Here is a 17,301-nt window from a genome sequence, read left to right on the forward strand (position 1 = left end):
ATATTTTAAATTTCTTTAATTTGCTTAAATTCTTGACTATTTTTAGCGGTTATTGTGGTAGAATACCCTTAAATTTTAGTCGGGCATCATTATGTTGGAAAATATTCGTATTGTTTTAATTGAGACTTCGCATAGCGGTAATATTGGTTCTGCTGCTAGAGCAATGAAAACAATGGGATTGGCCCAGCTTTGTCTTGTTTCACCAAAATCTGTTGATGAACAATCTTATGCTCTTTCAGCTGGCGCAGAAGATATTGTAAAAAATGCTAGGGTTGTCGATAGTTTTGATGAAGCCGTCGATGATTGCTCTTTAGTGATTGGTACAAGTGCTCGTTTACGTCATTTACAAAGTACATTGATCGAGCCTCGAGAATGCGCGGGGAAAGTTGTAGCGCATGAAGGCAAGATAGCTATTGTGTTTGGTCGTGAACGTATTGGATTAACGAATGAAGAATTGTTGAAATGTCATTACCATTTAAATATTCCGGCTAATCCTGATTATTCTTCTTTAAATTTAGCAATGGCGGTACAGTTGGTAAGCTATGAATTGCGCATGGCATTTTTAGCTCAAGATAAGAAGGAAAATTCACTTTCTTTAATAGAACAAAACTATCCAACCGCAGAACAACTCGCTTATTTTTTTGAGCATACTGAGCGTGTATATCAGTCACTCGGATTCATTCAAAATCAAGGTGTTATGCATAAATTAAAGCGTTTATATTATCGCGCTCAACTTGAAAAAAATGAATTAAATATTTTAAATGGCATGCTAAGTGCGGTCGAAAAACGGATTGATCTTGATCTAGATTAATTGACTGATTTAGTAGGATATGTAAATATTGCAACATCACTTTTTAGGAACACTTTATGAAACTTACATCGAAAGGTCGTTATGCAGTCACTGCGGTTTTAGATATCGCTTTAAATGCAGAAAAAGGTCCTGTGAGCCTTGCAGATATTTCTGAACGTCAACATATTTCGTTATCTTATTTAGAACAACTTTTTGCTAAATTACGCCGTGATGGATTAGTAAAAAGTGTTCGTGGACCTGGTGGTGGATATCAGCTAGGTTTACCAAGCGATCAAATTTCAGTGGGAATGATTATTTCAGCGGTAAATGAAAATATTCATGTAACAAAATGTCTTGGTCGTGGAAATTGTCAAAATGGCGTAGAATGTTTAACTCATACATTGTGGGAAGATCTGAGTAATCGCATTGAAAGTTTTCTCAATGAAATTACTTTGGCTGAATTGGTGAGTAAACGTGAGTCAAAACGCCAAACTCATAGCGATTTTGAGAATTTATTAATTGTTAATCAATAAAGGAAAGTAGTCCGTACAGTGCAAAATGCATTAAAAATGCGGTCAAATTTAGAATGATTTAGGAGTGAAAAATGAAATTACCTATTTATTTAGATTATGCAGCAACTTGTCCTGTGGACGAGCGTGTTGCGAAGAAAATGATGGAATTTTTAACCATTGACGGTACATTCGGTAACCCAGCTTCTCGCTCGCATAAATTTGGTTGGCAAGCCGAAGAAGCGGTTGATGTAGCTCGTAATCAAATTGCGGATCTTATTGGTGCCGATTCTCGTGAAATTGTGTTTACTTCTGGTGCGACAGAATCAGATAACCTTGCAATTAAAGGTGCTGCGCATTTTTACCAAACTAAAGGTAAGCATATCATCACTTGCAAAACCGAGCATAAAGCCGTATTAGATACTTGTCGTCAATTAGAACGTGAAGGTTTTGAAGTGACTTATTTATCCCCCGAGTCTGATGGTTTAATTGATTTAGAAAAATTTAAAGCCGCACTTCGCCCTGATACTATTTTAGTTTCAATTATGCATGCCAATAATGAAATTGGTGTGTTGCAAGATATTAAAGCTATTGGTGAGCTTTGTCGTGCAAATAAAACGATTTTCCACGTTGATGCAACTCAAAGTGTGGGTAAAGTTGCGATTAACTTGGAAGAGCTGCCAGTTGATTTATTATCTATGTCTAGCCATAAACTTTATGGGCCTAAAGGTATTGGTGCGTTATACGTTCGTCGTAAACCACGTATCCGTTTAGAAGCGATTATTCATGGCGGTGGTCATGAGCGTGGAATGCGTTCAGGTACATTACCTGTCCACCAAATCGTGGGAATGGGCGAGGCTTATCGAATTGCAAAAGAAGAAATGGCATCAGAAATGCCACGTTTAAAAGCTCTTCGTGATCGTTTATATAATGGCTTAAAAAATATTGAAGAAACCTACGTAAATGGCTCAATGGAGCACCGTTTAGATAGTAATTTAAATATTAGCTTTAACTACGTTGAAGGTGAATCTTTAATGATGGCGTTGCGTGATATTGCTGTATCTTCTGGTTCTGCTTGTACATCAGCTAGCCTAGAGCCATCTTATGTATTGCGCGCACTTGGTTTAAATGATGAATTGGCACACAGTTCAATTCGTTTTACACTCGGTCGTTATACTACTGAAGAAGAAATTGATTACACCATTAATTTAGTAAAAGGTGCGGTGGAAAAACTTCGTGCATTATCGCCATTATGGGATATGTTTAAAGAAGGTATTGACCTTAGTACGATTGAGTGGTCAGCTCACTAGGATTTAACTGCTATTATTAAATGGCGTTTCTCAAGGATTTAAAAAAGGAAAGTTAAAATGGCTTATAGCGAAAAAGTAATCGATCATTATGAAAATCCGCGCAATGTGGGTTCTATGGATAAAAAAGATAGCAATGTTGGTACTGGCATGGTGGGTGCGCCAGCTTGTGGTGATGTAATGCAGTTACAAATTAAAGTTAATGATAACGGCATTATTGAAGATGCAAAATTCAAGACTTATGGTTGTGGTTCTGCTATTGCATCGAGCTCATTAATTACAGAGTGGGTGAAAGGTAAATCTTTAGAAGAAGCCGGCGCTATCAAAAATAGCCAAATTGCAGAAGAGTTAGAATTGCCACCAGTGAAAGTACACTGTTCCATTTTGGCGGAAGATGCAATTAAAGCGGCAATTGCTGATTACAAATCCAAAAAAGGCGAATAATATGAAAAAGTGCGGTCGGTTTTGACCGCACTTTTAGTGGTTTTGGGGGATATATGAGTATTACATTAACAGAAAAAGCCGCTCAACGAGTGAAAGCTTTTTTGGATAATCGTGGCAAAGGTATTGGTTTGCGTTTAGGAGTGAAAACATCAGGCTGTTCTGGCTTAGCTTATGTGCTTGAGTTTGTTGATGTCTTAAATGAAGAAGATCAAGTTTTTGAACAACATGGTGTGAATATTATTGTCGATCCAAAAAGCTTAGTTTATCTCAATGGTATTGAGTTGGATTATGTGAAAGAAGGCTTAAATGAAGGCTTCAAATACAATAATCCAAATGTAAAAGAATCTTGTGGCTGTGGTGAAAGTTTCCATGTTTAAGGTAATAATCTGATGTTAAACCCTTTTCAAATTTTTGATTTACCCGTTGATTTTCAGTTAGATGAGAAGGCGCTAAATACACGTTATTTAGAATTACAAAAAGCCCTACATCCAGATAATTTTGTATCAAGTAGTGCGTTAGAACAACGCGTTGCGATGCAAAAATCCACCGAAGTGAATGATGCCTTAAAAACGTTAAAAGACCCAATTTTGCGAGCAGAAGCTATCATTGCTCTTAATACTGGTGAACAGATCGATCTTGAACAAAAAAGTACGCAAGATGTGGCGTTTTTAATGCAACAGTTACAGTGGCGAGAACAACTAGAAGAATTTGAACATCAGAAAGATGAAAAAGCATTAAACGCTTTTACGAAAGAAATTAAACAAGAAACTCAGTCATTATTGACCGCACTTTCCGAGAGTCTGACATCCCAACAATGGACGAAAACATCTCAACTGTGTGATAAATTACGTTTTACTCGTAAGCTTTCTGAAGAAATTGAACGTGTAGAAGAACGCCTTTTTGAACTGTAATAGATCTATATCTCAATGTCCCTTGATATTATGCAAACTCTCGAACAACTAATATCTCCAGAAAACTCTGCTTGGCCTATACTTTCCCAATGGATTGAAAGTGCACATAATCATTGTTATGTCATTAAAAAAGATCAATCAAGTGCAGAACGCGAACTTTTTACCATGCAAATGCCAACATCATCACCAATGGGGGCGGTGATTTATGAAACAGGTGGAATTTTAATTCATCATGGTTGGTTGCGTATTTTAGGTTCAGGAAGTTTTAAATTACCGCGTGGATTGATGGATTGGAATTTTAGTAAGTCTTTTAATGAGTCTAGTGAAAAACCAAAGTATTTATTGGTTGCAGATGATGTGATCGGCGGTTACTTTGCATTAAATGGTGGTTCGTTAGGCGATAATCTTGGCAAAATTTATTACTTTTCACCAAAAGCTCTCACTTGGCATAATTTAAATTTTACTTATACAGAGTTTTTAGCTTGGGCATTGAATGGTGATTTAGAGGCTTTTTATCAAGGTCTATTTTGGCAAAAATGGCAAGATGATGTGAAACAATTGGATGGTAATCAAATTTTTGTATTCACGCCTGACTTAAGTCAAGATAGAAAAATAGCGATTGGTGAACGTCAAAAACACGAAGTCAATATTGAAACACATTATCAAGCAAGCTTTGCAGAAAAAAATAAATTTGATTTGGCGTATTCCGTCGCATAACCAGTAGAAAAATAGCATATGGCATTATTACAAATTGCAGAACCAGGACAAGCTGCTGCACCGCATCAACATCGTTTAGCCGTTGGGATTGATTTGGGAACAACCAATTCTTTGGTTGCATCTGTTCGCAGTGGGCAATCCGTGATTCTTAATGATGAACAAGAGCGTAGTCTTTTACCATCAGTTGTTCATTATGGCGTTGAAGAGACAAAAGTTGGTTTAGAAGCCTTTGAACAAGCCTCACTTGATCCAAAAAATACGATAATTTCGGTAAAACGCCTAATTGGTCGTAGCCTTGCTGATGTTCAGTCTCGTTATCCTAGTTTGCCTTATGAATTTGTGGCGAGCGAAAATGGATTACCTTTAATTGTTACGGCACAGGGACCTAAAAGTCCAATTGAAGTGTCTTCAGATATTTTATCACGCTTAAATCACATTGCAGAACAACGCCTTGGTGGTGAGCTTTCTGGGGTTGTGATTACGGTTCCTGCTTATTTCGATGATGCTCAACGTCAAAGTACTAAAGATGCTGCGCGTTTAGCTGGGTTAAATATACTACGTTTATTGAATGAACCTACTGCAGCCGCTGTCGCTTATGGATTGGATAGTGGGCAGGAAGGAATTATTGCAGTTTATGATTTAGGTGGTGGTACATTTGATATTTCAATTTTACGCTTATCAAAAGGTGTCTTTGAAGTTCTAGCCACGGGTGGTGATACTGCGCTAGGTGGTGATGATTTTGACCATTTAATAGCAGAGTGGGTCGTTGAACAAACCCAAGTAAAACCACAAACCCCAAATCAACAGCGCGAACTGATAACGCTTGCTAGCCAAGCCAAAATTGCTTTAAGTACTGAGAAAAGTGCGGTGATTTCTTGGCAAAATTTTTCAGTAGAAATTTCACGAGAACAATTTAATGAGTTGATTCATTCACTGGTAAAACGTTCACTATTAACTTGTCGCCGAGCTTTGAAAGATGCTAACGTTGAATCTGAAGAAGTGCAAGCGGTGGTGATGGTTGGTGGTTCAACTCGAGTGCCATACGTACGAGAACAGGTTGGTGAGTTTTTTGGTAAAACACCACTCACTTCGATTGATCCAGACAAAGTTGTGGCACTTGGTGCCGCAATTCAAGCTGATATTTTAGTCGGTAATAAAACTGACTCTGATATGTTGTTGCTTGATGTCGTACCGCTTTCTTTAGGCATTGAGACGATGGGTGGATTAGTGGAAAAAATTATTCCACGTAACACAACAATTCCAGTGGCTCGTGCACAAGAGTTTACTACTTTCAAAGATGGCCAAACAGCAATGACTGTTCATGTCGTACAAGGTGAACGTGAGCTGGTAGATGATTGTCGTTCTTTGGGGCGTTTTACTCTACGAGGTATTCCTGCAATGGCAGCTGGTGCCGCTCATATTCGAGTGACTTATCAAGTCGATGCAGATGGTTTATTAAGTGTAACTGCAATGGAAAAATCGACGAAAGTGCAGGCATCAATTCAAATTAAACCTTCCTATGGTTTAACAGATGAAGAAGTGACAGCAATGATTAAATCTTCTTTTGATAATGCGCAAGAGGATTTACAAGCTCGTGAATTAGCCGAGCAACGAGTAGAAGCGGATCGTGTAATTGAAAGCGTGATTGTTGCGTTACAAGCTGATGGGGCTGAATTGCTGAGCACAGAAGAATTTCATCATATTGAACGTGTGTTAAAACAATTAATGGATGTAAAAAAAGGTTCAGATCGTGATGCAATTGCACAAGGAATTAAAGCCTTGGATACTGCTACCCAAGAATTTGCAGCACGTCGAATGAATGCATCGATTAATAAAGCTTTGACAGGCAAAAATTTGTCAGATATTGAAAAACCGTAAAAGTGCGGTCAGATTATTAAATAATTTTGAGGAAAGTGTTATGCCAAAAGTGATTTTTTTACCTAATGAAGAATTTTGTCCCGAAGGTATGGTTGTTGATGCCGCGGCAGGTGATAATTTATTAGAAGTTGCACACAATGCAGGAGTAGAAATTCATCATGCTTGTGATGGCTCCTGTGCTTGTACAACCTGCCATGTGATTATCCGTGAAGGTTTTGACTCTCTAAATGAAACGAGTGATCAAGAAGAAGATATGCTGGATAAAGCTTGGGGATTAGAAATGGATAGTCGTTTATCTTGCCAATGTGTCGTGGGAGACGAAGATCTTGTGGTAGAAATTCCGAAATATAATATTAACCATGCGAATGAGGCTGCTCACTAATGAAATGGACTGATGCTCAATTAATTGCAGAAGAACTTTACGATCGTAATCCAGATTTAGATCCCAAAACGGTCCGTTTTACTGATTTACATAAATGGATTTGTGAACTTGAGGATTTTGATGATGATCCGAATAAGTCAAATGAAGCAATTCTTGAGGCTATCTTATTGAAATGGTTAGATGAATTTGAATAAATATAAAAAAACCTAAGTCAGTGACTTAGGTTTTTTATCAAAATTTGATGGCGGAGGAATAGGGATTCGAACCCTAGGAGGGCGTAAACCCTCGCCGGTTTTCAAGACCGGTGCCTTCAACCACTCGACCATTCCTCCGTGATTCAATGCACACGAATAATACGTTTTTTGAGAAAGACCGTCAAGCAAAAATCATCTCGTTTTTATCAAGTGATTATTTTTACTGCAACCCTAAAATAAAAAGAATTGACGTAATAAAAATCACGCCAATTCTAATTTTTATTTTAGGTTACTCTGATTTTGCTCGGGTAGGCTCAGAATATACATGGCTAATCGCACAATGATGCCCTGCCGCCCCTTTACCGTAAAAATAATAGCGAGAATCTTGCCATTCAATAATTGGGAATGGCTGAGGCATTTCATCACTCGCTTTCGCCAAAGTCATCTCTGCTTTTGTATGAGCAACTGAAGAAATGCTACCTAAACGCCCATTAAACTCATAAGTACGAACAAAGGCTGGTTCATTTACAGTTTCAGGCTCATTTAGGGTAATCGTTGACTCAATAAATTCAACCGTTTCTTGAGGTTTATGAGAATTTAAACGCTCTAGAGATTCTTGTACTTTTTTCTGTACAGATTCATTAGCTGGCTGAGTAATAAAATCTAATGCTGGTTTTACTTCAAGAGATTTTTCTTCAACAACAATTCCCATTGCTGGCGTGATAAAACCTTTTTTAGTTTTCTCTTGCTCAAGCAATTCATCCACAGATAAGAAATTATTTTCTTTCTGCGCATTCACTGTTGAATAGTCCACCCAAGCTTTTCCACTTGCCAATTCAGGTGAAGCCACTGCAGCAAATAATGGCATTGGCGATTTTGGCTCTTGATTACGGCGACGACGTTGATTATTCGCTGCACGTAAATGACGTGGAGTACGACGTTGACGATCTTGACGTTCAGAACGTTCTTGGTTTTGACGAACTGTTTTTTCATCATTTTGAACGGACTGAACTTCGACAACATCCACTTCCGTCATTTTTTCAACAATATTTTCGTTATGCTCAACTGCCATCTCATTATCTTCAACACGCACGCGTTTACGTAAATCACGACGTTGGCGGCGTTGTGCCACTTGCTCAGTTCTTTCATCCTGAGCCTCAAAAACCGGTGTAGAATTTACCACACTTTCAGCAATACTTTCTTCCACTAAGTTACGGCGAGGACGGCGTTGATTACGTTCACGAATATTACGAACTTGTTCTTCGGTTCTTTCCGTTTCGTTATTTTCAGAACGTGGTCGACGAGAAGTACGACGCTCCTGTGAACGGCGTGGATTACGATTAGAATTGCGCGAAGTGCGGTTATTTTTCGGTTTATTTTCTTCGGATTCAGAAGCAAACAAACCTTTAATCTTCGCGATAATTTTCGCTAACAAAGACGGTTCATTCGATTTACGCTCAACTGGAGTCGGAGCTGCTTCAGAAATAGAAAGCGCCACTGCCGCACTTTCAACCACAGGTTGTTCAGTAACCACTGTTGTTTCTACATTACGAGAAACAAGAGATTCCTCGGTACTTTCATCTTTCTCACAGTGAATTTTCGCTAAATTATAACTCAGTTCATTCACCTCTTCGCCATCGCGTAAACGGAAAACACTAAAATGCGGTGTTTCCATTGCTTCATTTGGTGCAACAATGACATCTACATTGTGACGTTTTTCAATATTGCTTATCGCTTTACGTTTTTCGTTAAGAAGATAAGAAGCAATTTGTACTGGCACAATCGTATGCACTTGCTTGGTGTTTTCTTTTAATGCTTCTTCCTCGATTAAACGCAAGATAGACAAAGAAAGAGATTCGTTATCACGCACTTTACCTGTTCCTTGACAACGAGGACAAATGTGATGTGAAGACTCACCTAGTGAAGGACTTAAACGCTGACGTGACATTTCTAACAAACCGAAGCGAGAAATGCGACTAATTTGAATACGAGCACGATCTTGACGAACTGCATCACGAATACGATTTTCCACTTCTCGTTGGTGACGAACTGGCGTCATATCAATGAAATCGATAACAACTAAACCACCTAAGTCACGCAAACGTAATTGACGCGCAATTTCATCTGCTGCTTCAAGGTTAGTATTTAATGCTGTTTCTTCAATATCTCCACCGCGAGTAGAACGCGCAGAGTTAATATCAATAGCAGTCAGGGCTTCTGTTACATCAATAACGATTGAACCGCCAGAAGGTAAACGCACTTCACGTTGGAATGCTGACTCGATTTGAGATTCGATTTGATAGTGGCTGAAAAGAGGCACTTCGCCTTGATAAAGTTTCACACGATTAATGAAATCTGGGCGAACAAGTTTGATATGCTCTTTTGCTTTTTCAAACACTTTCGGGCTATCAATAAGAATCTCACCAATATCACGGCGCAAATAATCACGAATAGCACGTACAATCACATCACTTTCTTGGTGAATCAAGAAAGGTGCTGGACGATTTTGAGATGCTTGTTTAATCGCTTCCCAATGGTGAAGTAAAACTTTTAAATCCCACTGCAACTCTTCTGGAGATTTACCCACACCTGCAGTACGAACAATCAACCCCACGCCTTCAGGCACATCTAATGAACTTAATGCCTCTTTTAATTCAGTGCGCTCATCCCCTTCAATACGACGAGAGATCCCACCGGCACGCGGATTATTTGGCATAATGACCAAATAACTGCCCGCAAGAGAAACGAAAGTTGTTAAGGCAGCGCCTTTGTTTCCGCGCTCTTCTTTATTAACTTGAACGATAACTTCTTGGCCTTCGCTCAAGATATCGCGAATATTCGGACGACCCTGGAAAACATAATCATCGGGGAAATATTCACGAGCAATTTCTTTTAATGGTAAAAAACCATGACGTTCTGCACCATAATCTACAAAAGCCGCTTCTAAGCTTGGCTCAATGCGAGTAATTTTCCCTTTGTAGATATTCGCTTTTTTTTGCTCATGTCCTGGGCTTTCAATATCCAGATCAAATAAGCGCTGTCCGTCAACTAGCGCTACACGCAACTCTTCTTTTTGAGTCGCATTGATTAACATTCTTTTCATTGCCAATTCTCTTATTAAATATTTTAAAAGACCTCAAAATAAACCGCACTTTGCTTCGTTATCGACCTCGTGTTTCTCGCGCCAGTCAATCTCACGACTGTATGTTGCTGGGTGCATTAATAACGTTATTAAGCATAAACGTTTGCTTTATAAAACAACGCGATATTCCGCACGCATTGCAAGCGGCTAATTTATTTTAAGAAAAATGTTGGTTATCAACGTCTTACACCAATTGCCGCATTGAATTTTCACCAACAAACATGTCATTTTTCGCATAAATTTTAAGCATAAAAAGACTCCCTATTATCTATGGAAAATAGGAAATTAGCAAGGTATATATGGTTTAATAAATATCGGTTTTATAAATATAAATTAATTATTTCATCTTTCATGATTTCGACTGTCTTTTCTATACGATCACATCAAATTTTGCTAGACTTAACCCAAAAAATTTTCCTATAAATGAATTATCAAGATCAACTCTCTCACATATTCTCTCTCAATGGACAATTAAGTCAAAATATAAAGGACTTCAGTCCAAGGGCAGAACAACTTAGCATGGCTCAAGCCGTTGGTGATACCATTTATAATAAGTCTTCTCTTGTTATTGAAGCAGGTACAGGCACGGGCAAAACTTTGGCATATCTAGCACCAGTATTACTATTTAACAAAAAAACCATTATTTCGACCGGATCCAAAAATTTACAAGATCAGCTTTTCAATCGAGAGCTTCCTGCTATCAAAAAAGCGCTTAATTTCACAGGAAAAATAGCCTTACTCAAAGGAAGAGCAAACTATCTATGTTTAGAACGATTAGATCAAGTTATTGCACAAGGAGTGCTTGGTGATAAATCTGTTTTAATGGATTTAAGTAAAGTTAGAAAGTGGAATAACAGCACAAAAACAGGTGATTTTACTGAATGTATAGAACTTGCCGAAGACAGCCCTATCATTTCACAGCTAACTAGTACCACTGAAAGTTGTTTAGGAGCGGATTGTCCTAATTATAACGAATGCTATGTTGCAGCAGCTCGGAGAAAAGCACTAAATGCGGATCTAGTGGTCATTAATCATCATTTGTTTTTTGCTGATATGGCTGTGAAAGAAACTGGATTTGGGGAATTAATTCCTCATGCAGAAGTGATTATTTTTGATGAAGCACATCAATTGCCCGATATTGCCAGTCAATATTTTGGGCAATCGCTCACCTCTCGACAGCTATTTGATTTATGCAAAGATATTAATATTGTTTATCGTACCGAACTAAAAGATATGCTGCAACTTGGCAGCACATCAGATACATTACTTAAAGTTGTACAGGATTTTCGTCTTTTATTAGGTGAAGAAAATAATACTCGTGGAAATTGGCGTGAATTTTATAAACAAAGTGCGGTAAAAAAAGCCTTTGATTTATTACAAGAAAAAATTAATTTTCTCTCCGAGGTGATTAAGCTTACATTAGGGCGTTCACAAACACTCGATAGTATTTTTGAACGTGTCGAATCAATAAAAAGTCAATTAAAGCGCCTAACCGAAACTAATATTGTGGGGTTTTGTTATTGGTATGAGGGAAATGGTCGTCAATTCGGCTTACATATTACACCGCTAACCGTGGCCGACAAATTTGGAGAACAACTGAAGATCAAAGAGGCTGCATGGATTTTTACTTCCGCAACATTAGAAGTAGGTGGAACCTTTAATCATTTTTGTCAACGATTAGGGATTGAACATGCAACACAAAAGATTTTACATAGTCCATTTAATTATCCTGAACAATCATTACTTTGTGTTCCTCGTTATTTGCCAACTACCAATAAAACGCATACTTTAACATCATTAGGTGAAATGTTACTGCCAGTAATTGAAGCCAATAAAGGGCGCTGCTTTGTACTTTGCACTTCTTACACAATGATGCGAGGATTAGCAGAATATTTTCGTGAAAAAAGTAGGCTTTCAATTTTAGTACAGGGAGAAACCTCTAAAGGCAAATTATTGGAACAATTCACTGATACCTCTCATAGTGTACTTGTTGCAACATCTAGTTTTTGGGAAGGAATCGATGTTCGCGGTGATGCACTTTCCCTGGTGATTATCGATAAACTTCCGTTTACTGCACCTGATGACCCCTTATTAAAAGCACGTATTGAAGATTGCAAGCTACAGGGAGGCGATCCATTCAATGATATTCAAATTCCAGAAGCCGTGATTACGCTAAAGCAAGGCGTTGGGCGTCTAATTCGAGGTGTAAGCGATCGTGGCGTAGTGATTATTTGTGATAATCGTTTAGTTATGAGAAATTATGGCGAAACGTTTTTAAAGAGTTTGCCAAACTCAAGTCGTACCCGAGATCTCAATAAAGTGATACAATTCTTACAAAATCAATAAATGAGAAAAAATAATGACAAAGCTAACTTTATTAGCATTAGATACCTCTACTGAAGCCTGCTCAGTTGCACTACTATATAACGGTGAAAAAACACATTTAAATGAATTAGCGCAACGCACGCACACCAAACGAATTCTTCCTATGATTGATAAAATCTTAGCAAACTCAGGCTTGCATTTAAATCAAGTTAATGCTCTGGCTTTTGGGCGTGGTCCTGGTAGTTTTACAGGTGTAAGAGTGGGGGCTGGTATCGCACAAGGTTTAGCATTAGGTGCTGATTTACCAGTTATTCCTATATCAAATTTAACAGCAATGGCACAGGCTGCATTTGAATTATATCAAGCAAAAAAAGTTGCAGCCGCAATCGATGCGCGCATGGGGGAAGTATATTTTTCACAACTTATATGTGAAGATATTCACACTAATTTTGGAGCGGTTTCTCAATGGAGAGAAATAACACCAGAGCAAGTTTGCCCACCTGAACAAGCAATTTCTCAACTTCAAAATAACGATATTTTTTATGTAGGTACAGGTTGGGCGGCTTATCCACAATTTACAGAAAAAAATCTGAACGGTTCAGAAATTGAATTGCCAAATGCCTTATATATGTTACCCCTTGCTCAAACGGCATGGAAACAGCAACAAACTATTTCAGCGTTAGAAATTGAGCCTATTTATTTACGAAATGAAGTCACGTGGAAAAAGTTACCTGGACGCGAATAACATCATCGTGGAGGATAAGTGAAAGTGAAAATGAAAGGAAAAATAAGCATATTTTTGACCGCACTTTGTTTAGGTCTAACAGGCTGTATTACTCCACCAAGAGGATTAGAAAATGAACAGTTTTCTATTACTAGCTATAAAGAAATTACATCTCAAGATCTGAGTTGCCACTGTAAAAATATCCGATTGGGCGGCAAAGTTGTACAAACTACCATTTTACCTCATCATACTAAAATCGAAGTACTTAGTTTACCGGTATCATCTTTATCTGGAAAACCTTTCGTAGAATCACAATCTGATGGCCGTTTTATCGTTTATTTCGATGGTTTTATAGATCCCGAAAATTTAAAGGACCGTTATATCACAATTGGCGGACAATTAATTGGTTCAGAACCAGGTAAAATAGAACAGGCTAATTATACTTATCCTGTTATTAAACCAAATAAATACCGTCTTTGGGCGCTAAGTACAAACTATTATTATCCTGAAGATGATTGGGACGATGATTGGGGATTCTGGAGATGGCGATACCAGCCTCGGTATATCCAACCCGAAATTCGCTATTATTTGAATTAAATGATAAAATCTTGGAAATTTTCCAATAAACTAGGATAAAAAATGGAAAAAATTTGGTTTCAAAACTATCCAGAAGGTTCTGAAAAATTTCTGGATACATCAAAATATGAGTCAATTCTGGATATGTTTGATAAAGCCGTACGTGAGCACCCCGACCGTCCAGCTTATATCAATATGGGGCAAATACTTACATTCCGAAAATTAGAAGAGCGTAGTCGTGCTTTTGCTGCCTATTTACAAAACGAATTTAAACTTCAACGTGGCGATCGTGTAGCATTGATGATGCCAAACTTATTGCAGTACCCTATTGCACTTTTTGGTATTTTACGGGCCGGTCTGATTGCAGTAAATGTTAACCCACTTTACACACCAAGAGAATTAGAACATCAACTACAAGACAGTGGTGCGGTGGCAATCATTGTTGTATCTAATTTTGCCTCAACCTTAGAAAAAGTTGTCTTCAACACGAATGTAAAACATGTCATTTTAACAAGAATGGGGGATCAGCTCTCTTTCGGTAAACGTACAATCGTCAATTTCGTTGTAAAATACATCAAAAAGCTCGTCCCTAAATACAAGTTGCCACATGCAGTAACATTTCGAGAAGTATTAAGTATCGGAAAATATCGTCAATATGTACGCCCCGATGTTGTTCGAGGTGATCTGGCATTCCTACAATATACTGGAGGTACCACTGGCGTCGCTAAAGGGGCAATGTTAACGCACGGAAATATTATTACTAATGTTTTCCAAGCTAAATGGATCGCAGAACCCTTTATTGGTGATCATACGCGTACTCATTCTGCAATTTTAGCCTTACCTCTCTATCACGTTTTTGCATTAACCGTAAATTGCTTATTATTTTTAGAATTAGGCGTTACCGCAATTTTAATCACTAATCCACGTGATATTGATGGTTTTGTAAAAGAGTTAAAAAAATATCAATTTGAAGCTATTACAGGAGTAAATACGTTATTTAATGCTTTATTGAATAACGAAAACTTCAAAGAGGTGGATTTTTCAGCATTAAAACTCTCTGTAGGTGGAGGAATGGCAATTCAACAATCTGTTGCAACACGTTGGCATGCTCTAACGGGTTGTAATATTATTGAAGGCTACGGCATGACAGAGTGTTCACCGCTTATTGCTGCTTGCCCAATTAATGTAGTAAAACACAATGGCACCATAGGCGTACCAGTTCCAAATACTGACATTAAAATTATCCAAGATGATGGAACCGAAGCCAAAATTGGGGAACCTGGCGAATTATGGGTAAAAGGCGAACAAGTCATGAAAGGTTATTGGCAACGCCCTGAGGCAACAAGTGAAGTTTTAAAAGATGGTTGGATGGCGACTGGCGATATTGTAATTATGGATGAAACTTATAGCCTTCGTATTGTTGATCGTAAAAAAGATATGATACTAGTCTCAGGCTTTAACGTATATCCAAATGAAATTGAAGACGTGGTAATGCTTAATAATAAAGTCTCAGAAGCTGTTGCTATCGGGGTACCACATGAAGTATCAGGTGAAACTATCAAAATTTTTGTAGTAAAAAAAGATGATAGTCTAACACGTGATGAAATTCGCCAGCATTGTCGACAATATCTCACAGGCTATAAAGTTCCAAAAGAAATTGAATTCCGTGATGAATTACCCAAAACGAATGTAGGAAAAATTCTACGTCGCGTACTTCGAGATGAAGAAATCGCAAAACGTTCCGTTCATTAAATAAATGGGATAGCAATATCCCATTTCCTTGTTAAATCCCCCTGTTGAAATACGACAATGATAAAAGAATGCCAAAATTTACCGCACTTTTCTCTTATTACAACTAATACTGAGCTTTCAGAAATTTGCCTTTTGGCCCAACAACAGGATATAGTTGCGTTAGACACCGAATTTATACGTATATCAACTTATTTCCCAAAACTGGGATTAATCCAACTTTATGATGGCAAACGAGTGTCTTTAATTGATCCACTTCTGATCACTGATTTTTCACCTTTTGTCAAACTACTTTCTGATTCTCACGTTCTCAAAGTATTACATTCTTGTAGTGAAGATTTATTAGTATTTTTGCAGGAATTTAATCAGTTACCTACACCCATGATAGATACACAAATTATGGCTCGTTTCCTTGGACTAGGTATGTCTGCAGGTTTAGCAAAATTAGTCCAACAATATCTGAATATAAAAATAGATAAAGGTGCAACTCGTACTGATTGGATTAAACGTCCTCTTTCAAAAATACAATTACAGTATGCGGCGGGTGATGTATGGTATTTACTTCCGCTATATCACATTCTGCAACAAGAACTCTCCCAAACGCCTTGGTTAAAAGCTGTAAAGGAAGAGTGTGAACTCGCACTTATCAAAACATATAAACTAAAAGAACGAGATGCGAATAAAGCCTATTTGGATATTCCAAATGCATGGAAACTGAAGCCTTTAGAATTAGCTCGCTTAAAAGTTTTAGCAACATGGCGACAAAATATTGCTGTAAAGCGAAATTTAGCCTTGTCTTATATTGTAAAATCAGAACATCTTTGGAAAGTGGCAAAGTACAATCCTCGTAATATAGCTGAGATGCTTGAACTGGGTCTAACTCATAATGAGATCCGAATCTATGGAAAAAAAATTCTTCAGCTCCTTGCCCAAGCTAGCCAGATATCTCCTAATCATTATCCACAGAAAATAGTTAGAATTTCTGAAGATCCTCGCTATAAACAAACAATTCGTTCACTACAAGATCAAGTTACTGCACTTACTCCAGGAGGGCTATCACCAGAAATCATAGCGAGTAAACGAACATTAGAAGAATTAATAAAATGGGTGTGGAAAAAAGAATGTTCATCCAATAAATTACCGGAATTACTCATAGGTTGGCGTAAACAAATAGGTGATATATTGGTGAAAGAAATCAAAATAATAACAAATACCTAGTCTACGTCTCCAAAAGATCTGAATTAGAACTAAAAATAATCTCTAATTAGAAGTATTATCTAAACTGAAAAGTAGTAATATTTATCTCTCAAGAGAAATCTAAAAGATTATTAAGAATACATAAGTTTTGTATATCAAAAATCCAATAATACTGATTTTTGTAAATGATCGAAATATAAGCCCCCATATCTCTTTATTATCTTTAATTCTATTTTTTATAATAGTTGTTAGTTAAAATCCATAAACAAAAACCCCAGTTATTCAACTGGGGTTCTTCTTTTCTTATTTTATTTAGCTTTGTATTTAGTAACCTGGCGGTGCCCTACTCTCACATGGGGAAGCCCCACACTACCATCGGCATTACAGCGTTTCACTTCTGAGTTCGGTATGGTGTCAGGTGGTTCCACCGCACTATCGCCGCCAGGATAATTCTTT

17 protein-coding genes, 1 tRNA gene and 1 rRNA gene are annotated in these 17,301 nt (G+C 37.6%); 16 read left to right on the top strand and 3 right to left on the bottom strand.

Annotation, left to right across the window (positions count from 1 at the left end; genetic code table 11):
• Nucleotides 1-91: 91 nt before the first annotated feature.
• The 10 genes from trmJ to iscX all read left to right on the top strand — a co-directional run bounded on the left by trmJ (nt 92) and on the right by iscX (nt 7,132).
• Entirely contained in the window at nt 92-811 is a 720-nt protein-coding gene (gene trmJ, locus KP710_RS09225) for a tRNA (cytosine(32)/uridine(32)-2'-O)-methyltransferase TrmJ (protein WP_111408012.1), read from the top strand.
• A 56-nt stretch (nt 812-867) separates the two neighbouring features.
• Nucleotides 868-1,323, top strand: a complete 456-nt coding sequence (iscR, locus tag KP710_RS09230; RefSeq protein ID WP_005630093.1) for a Fe-S cluster assembly transcriptional regulator IscR — start codon at nt 868-870, stop codon at nt 1,321-1,323.
• Nucleotides 1,324-1,394: 71 nt separating this feature from the next.
• Nucleotides 1,395-2,609 carry an IscS subfamily cysteine desulfurase gene (locus KP710_RS09235; protein WP_111408011.1) on the top strand — a complete coding sequence of 405 codons (1,215 nt, stop codon included), beginning with the start codon at nt 1,395-1,397 and terminating at the stop codon, nt 2,607-2,609.
• Nucleotides 2,610-2,666: 57 nt separating this feature from the next.
• The gene (gene iscU, locus KP710_RS09240; RefSeq protein WP_005626962.1) at nt 2,667-3,050 is read left to right on the top strand and encodes a Fe-S cluster assembly scaffold IscU; all 384 of its coding nucleotides are present in this window, start codon (nt 2,667-2,669) and stop codon (nt 3,048-3,050) included.
• Nucleotides 3,051-3,103: 53 nt separating this feature from the next.
• Complete coding sequence (gene iscA / locus KP710_RS09245) at nt 3,104-3,427, top strand: iron-sulfur cluster assembly protein IscA (protein WP_005626961.1); 324 nt, start codon at nt 3,104-3,106, stop codon at nt 3,425-3,427.
• A gap of 12 nt (nt 3,428-3,439) precedes the next feature.
• Nucleotides 3,440-3,961 carry a Fe-S protein assembly co-chaperone HscB gene (gene hscB, locus KP710_RS09250; RefSeq protein WP_111408010.1) on the top strand — a complete coding sequence of 174 codons (522 nt, stop codon included), beginning with the start codon at nt 3,440-3,442 and terminating at the stop codon, nt 3,959-3,961.
• A gap of 30 nt (nt 3,962-3,991) precedes the next feature.
• Nucleotides 3,992-4,678 carry a DUF2625 domain-containing protein gene (locus KP710_RS09255; protein WP_111408023.1) on the top strand — a complete coding sequence of 229 codons (687 nt, stop codon included), beginning with the start codon at nt 3,992-3,994 and terminating at the stop codon, nt 4,676-4,678.
• An 18-nt stretch (nt 4,679-4,696) separates the two neighbouring features.
• A complete protein-coding gene (gene hscA, locus KP710_RS09260; protein WP_111408009.1) occupies nt 4,697-6,556 on the top strand; it encodes a Fe-S protein assembly chaperone HscA in 1,860 nt (619 codons plus the stop codon).
• Nucleotides 6,557-6,596: 40 nt separating this feature from the next.
• Nucleotides 6,597-6,938, top strand: coding sequence for an ISC system 2Fe-2S type ferredoxin (gene fdx / locus KP710_RS09265; RefSeq protein ID WP_005629440.1), 342 nt, complete (start codon nt 6,597-6,599; stop codon nt 6,936-6,938).
• Entirely contained in the window at nt 6,938-7,132 is a 195-nt protein-coding gene (gene iscX / locus KP710_RS09270; protein ID WP_005630102.1) for a Fe-S cluster assembly protein IscX, read from the top strand. The genes fdx and iscX overlap by 1 nt, the downstream gene beginning before the upstream one ends.
• Nucleotides 7,133-7,180: 48 nt before the next feature.
• Here the strand turns inward: iscX and KP710_RS09275 are convergent.
• Both KP710_RS09275 and rne read right to left on the bottom strand, forming a co-directional pair.
• Nucleotides 7,181-7,270: transfer RNA gene (locus tag KP710_RS09275), tRNA-Ser, on the bottom strand.
• A 151-nt stretch (nt 7,271-7,421) separates the two neighbouring features.
• Nucleotides 7,422-10,235 (bottom strand): ribonuclease E, encoded by a 2,814-nt coding sequence (rne, locus tag KP710_RS09280; RefSeq protein WP_111408008.1) that lies wholly within the window; start codon nt 10,233-10,235, stop codon nt 7,422-7,424.
• Between rne and KP710_RS09285 the strand changes: the two genes are divergently transcribed.
• The 6 genes from KP710_RS09285 (at nt 10,235) to rnd (ending at nt 16,866) form a co-directional block, all read left to right on the top strand.
• A complete protein-coding gene (locus KP710_RS09285) occupies nt 10,235-10,435 on the top strand; it encodes a hypothetical protein (RefSeq protein WP_140476328.1) in 201 nt (66 codons plus the stop codon). The two genes, rne and KP710_RS09285, sit on opposite strands and share 1 nt — an antisense overlap.
• Before the next feature lie 262 nt (nt 10,436-10,697).
• Nucleotides 10,698-12,620, top strand: a complete 1,923-nt coding sequence (gene yoaA, locus KP710_RS09290) for a DNA repair helicase YoaA (protein ID WP_111408007.1) — start codon at nt 10,698-10,700, stop codon at nt 12,618-12,620.
• 13 nt (nt 12,621-12,633) lie between these two features.
• Nucleotides 12,634-13,344, top strand: coding sequence for a tRNA (adenosine(37)-N6)-threonylcarbamoyltransferase complex dimerization subunit type 1 TsaB (tsaB, locus tag KP710_RS09295; protein WP_111408006.1), 711 nt, complete (start codon nt 12,634-12,636; stop codon nt 13,342-13,344).
• 30 nt (nt 13,345-13,374) lie between these two features.
• Nucleotides 13,375-13,920, top strand: coding sequence for a Slp family lipoprotein (locus tag KP710_RS09300; protein ID WP_111408022.1), 546 nt, complete (start codon nt 13,375-13,377; stop codon nt 13,918-13,920).
• Nucleotides 13,921-13,962: 42 nt separating this feature from the next.
• A complete protein-coding gene (gene fadD / locus KP710_RS09305) occupies nt 13,963-15,651 on the top strand; it encodes a long-chain-fatty-acid--CoA ligase FadD (protein WP_048953288.1) in 1,689 nt (562 codons plus the stop codon).
• Nucleotides 15,652-15,708: 57 nt separating this feature from the next.
• Nucleotides 15,709-16,866 carry a ribonuclease D gene (rnd, locus tag KP710_RS09310; protein WP_111408005.1) on the top strand — a complete coding sequence of 386 codons (1,158 nt, stop codon included), beginning with the start codon at nt 15,709-15,711 and terminating at the stop codon, nt 16,864-16,866.
• Nucleotides 16,867-17,175: 309 nt separating this feature from the next.
• On the opposite strand, the gene rrf is transcribed toward rnd, so the two are convergent.
• Nucleotides 17,176-17,291: ribosomal RNA gene (gene rrf / locus KP710_RS09315) — 5S ribosomal RNA — on the bottom strand.
• Between the last annotated feature and the right edge of the window lie 10 nt (nt 17,292-17,301).

The sequence above is a fragment of the Haemophilus sp. SZY H35 genome (assembly GCF_018829705.1).
Lineage (GTDB): Bacteria > Pseudomonadota > Gammaproteobacteria > Enterobacterales > Pasteurellaceae > Haemophilus > Haemophilus haemolyticus_K.

What these genes read in the sequence shown, in the direction of transcription:
- KP710_RS09300 (WP_111408022.1), top strand. Translation starts at nt 13,375, where the DNA reads ATGAAAGGAAAAATAAGCATATTTTTGACCGCACTTTGTTTAGGTCTA.
- iscX (WP_005630102.1), top strand. Translation starts at nt 6,938, where the DNA reads ATGAAATGGACTGATGCTCAATTAATTGCAGAAGAACTTTACGATCGT.
- rnd (WP_111408005.1), top strand. Translation starts at nt 15,709, where the DNA reads ATGATAAAAGAATGCCAAAATTTACCGCACTTTTCTCTTATTACAACT.
- rne (WP_111408008.1), bottom strand. Translation starts at nt 10,235, where the DNA reads ATGAAAAGAATGTTAATCAATGCGACTCAAAAAGAAGAGTTGCGTGTA.
- iscR (WP_005630093.1), top strand. Translation starts at nt 868, where the DNA reads ATGAAACTTACATCGAAAGGTCGTTATGCAGTCACTGCGGTTTTAGAT.
- fdx (WP_005629440.1), top strand. Translation starts at nt 6,597, where the DNA reads ATGCCAAAAGTGATTTTTTTACCTAATGAAGAATTTTGTCCCGAAGGT.
- trmJ (WP_111408012.1), top strand. Translation starts at nt 92, where the DNA reads ATGTTGGAAAATATTCGTATTGTTTTAATTGAGACTTCGCATAGCGGT.
- hscA (WP_111408009.1), top strand. Translation starts at nt 4,697, where the DNA reads ATGGCATTATTACAAATTGCAGAACCAGGACAAGCTGCTGCACCGCAT.
- KP710_RS09255 (WP_111408023.1), top strand. Translation starts at nt 3,992, where the DNA reads ATGCAAACTCTCGAACAACTAATATCTCCAGAAAACTCTGCTTGGCCT.
- KP710_RS09235 (WP_111408011.1), top strand. Translation starts at nt 1,395, where the DNA reads ATGAAATTACCTATTTATTTAGATTATGCAGCAACTTGTCCTGTGGAC.
- fadD (WP_048953288.1), top strand. Translation starts at nt 13,963, where the DNA reads ATGGAAAAAATTTGGTTTCAAAACTATCCAGAAGGTTCTGAAAAATTT.
- iscU (WP_005626962.1), top strand. Translation starts at nt 2,667, where the DNA reads ATGGCTTATAGCGAAAAAGTAATCGATCATTATGAAAATCCGCGCAAT.
- yoaA (WP_111408007.1), top strand. Translation starts at nt 10,698, where the DNA reads ATGAATTATCAAGATCAACTCTCTCACATATTCTCTCTCAATGGACAA.
- tsaB (WP_111408006.1), top strand. Translation starts at nt 12,634, where the DNA reads ATGACAAAGCTAACTTTATTAGCATTAGATACCTCTACTGAAGCCTGC.
- hscB (WP_111408010.1), top strand. Translation starts at nt 3,440, where the DNA reads ATGTTAAACCCTTTTCAAATTTTTGATTTACCCGTTGATTTTCAGTTA.
- iscA (WP_005626961.1), top strand. Translation starts at nt 3,104, where the DNA reads ATGAGTATTACATTAACAGAAAAAGCCGCTCAACGAGTGAAAGCTTTT.